Raw genomic sequence first — 1,926 nt, forward strand, 5'->3', positions numbered from 1 at the left:
CGGGCTCGAACCGGCACGCCTTTCGGCAGGGGATTTTGAATCCCCCATGTATACCAATTTCATCACGCTGGCGTCATTTTTCTTTAACCTTCTAAACACGAGAAGATAAAGAAAAACCACTTTAGAGCTCAGGATTATTTATGTGCCTTCGTCTCTATGCCAAGCATTATACAAACAATAGGGGTGGCAGCAAGCGTTTTATGACATTAGCCTGATCAACCGCTTAACATTTAGACAGCCTGTGCAAAATGTCGTTTACTGGTTGAAGTATTAAATACAGCTAATAATAACGCCAAGGTATATCACTGAACTATAGCGCTTAGTATTTGTGAGCTTTTTTGCTAAACTAGCGCGCATATTAACAGTGAGAGTGTATTTATGTCGGGTGAGTTTCCACGAGCTGGTTTTTGGCGTCGTTTTGCGTCGTTAGTTTATGATACGTTAGCTATTATTGCGTTTGCTATGTTAACGGTTGTGCTCTATTTATTTGCCGTACAAGGGCTTATTTCACTTGATGTTATTAGTTTAAATGGTGCTGAAGATGTATCGGCACTTATTCAAGAGTCACTGCTGCTGTCGAGTATTCGAAGTGCCTTACTTGTTATTGTTACTTTAGTATTTTTTGGCTATTTTTGGACTAAAAGCGGGCAAACTATTGGCATGCGCGCATGGCGTTTAAAAGTACAAACTAGTGAAGGAAGCTTAATTAGTTGGCCGCAGTCTATTGTTCGCAGCCTAAGTGCCCTGCTTGGCTTAGGTAACCTTGTGGTATTAATTGATTTTAAAAACAAAAAAGCGCTGCAAGACTATGTCTCAAAAACTGAGGTAATTACTCTTACAAAAGAAGAAAACAAACGTATTTACCGCGAGCTAGATTAATACCCATTTATACCAATGCGCAATAATACTTAATTATTTTGCGGGGCTAACTTGTCGCTACCTCCGTTAAAAAATTCTCATTTACGACTGCATGGATGCAGAAGGTAGAGCAATGCAGGAGCAACTGCCGAGAGCAACTAAATAGCGATTTTTTGCCTAGCTATCAACACGTTTTTCCAGCCTCAAAATTGATCACTTAATTAAGCTGATTAGTATTAGTTTTTGAATAACGCGTTATAAAAACAAAAAAGGTGACCATAGGTCACCTTTTTTAGTATTAAATAAGCGCTTATAACGGCTATACCCGCTTATTCATCATGTACGTAGCAAAGCCTATAAATAGTATACTTGGCAGTACCGCGCCTATAATAGCGGGTATTTGATAAACCATTACCACAGGACCAAATATCTCATTTATTAAGTGAAATACAATTCCCGTTACTACACCCATAATGATACGTGCACCCATAGTAACGGTACGTAACGGGCCAAATATAAACGACAGTGCAACCAGTAGCATTACGGCAACAGACACAGGCTGCATTAGCTTACGCCACAAGGCCAGCTCATAGGTGCTGGTATCTTGCTCATTTTGCTGTAAATACCCTAAGTACGACCAAAGCCCTGTAAAGGAAAGCGACTCAGGCTTTACCGATACAACACCAAGCTTTTCGCCCGTTAATTGCGAAGGGTAAAACTCTTCATCAATGTGTTCACTGCTTATTTGCTCATCACTAATATGAACCTTGTTTACATCGCGTAATAGCCAACCTTCATCACGACCAATGGCCACTTTAGCTTTGGTTATTTGAGTTAAATCGAGTGACTTATCAAATTGATACATGTGCACACCGTTTAAACGGCCGTTTTGATCTACATCTTCAATATTAATAAAGTTGTTGCCATCTTTAGCCCATACGCCTTTTTGTGCATTGAATACATCGCCGCCATAAATTGCCTGATTACGCATTTCTTTGGCGTGTTGTTGCGCCTCTGGTGCGCCCCACTCACCAAGAGCCATCATACACACAGCCATAAACACGGCGG

At 40.6% G+C, this 1,926-nt stretch carries 2 protein-coding genes; one reads left to right on the forward strand and one right to left on the reverse strand.

All coding sequences use genetic code 11. The features are described 5' to 3' along the window. Nucleotides 1-378: 378 nt before the first annotated feature. On the forward strand, nt 379-879 hold the full coding sequence (locus L650_RS0100600) for an RDD family protein (protein WP_029771767.1): 501 nt from the start codon (nt 379-381) through the stop codon (nt 877-879). Between the two features lie 298 nt (nt 880-1,177). Here L650_RS0100600 and lptG read toward each other — a convergent pair. Then, a partial coding sequence (gene lptG / locus L650_RS0100605) for an LPS export ABC transporter permease LptG (RefSeq protein WP_029771768.1) occupies nt 1,178-1,926 on the reverse strand: 749 nt, incomplete at its 5' end.

Source organism: Pseudoalteromonas sp. TB51 (genome assembly GCF_000498055.1).
Lineage (GTDB): Bacteria > Pseudomonadota > Gammaproteobacteria > Enterobacterales > Alteromonadaceae > Pseudoalteromonas > Pseudoalteromonas atlantica.

Excerpts from the sequence above, each read along its gene's own strand:
- L650_RS0100600 (WP_029771767.1), top strand. The coding sequence starts at position 379 with ATGTCGGGTGAGTTTCCACGAGCTGGTTTTTGGCGTCGTTTTGCGTCG.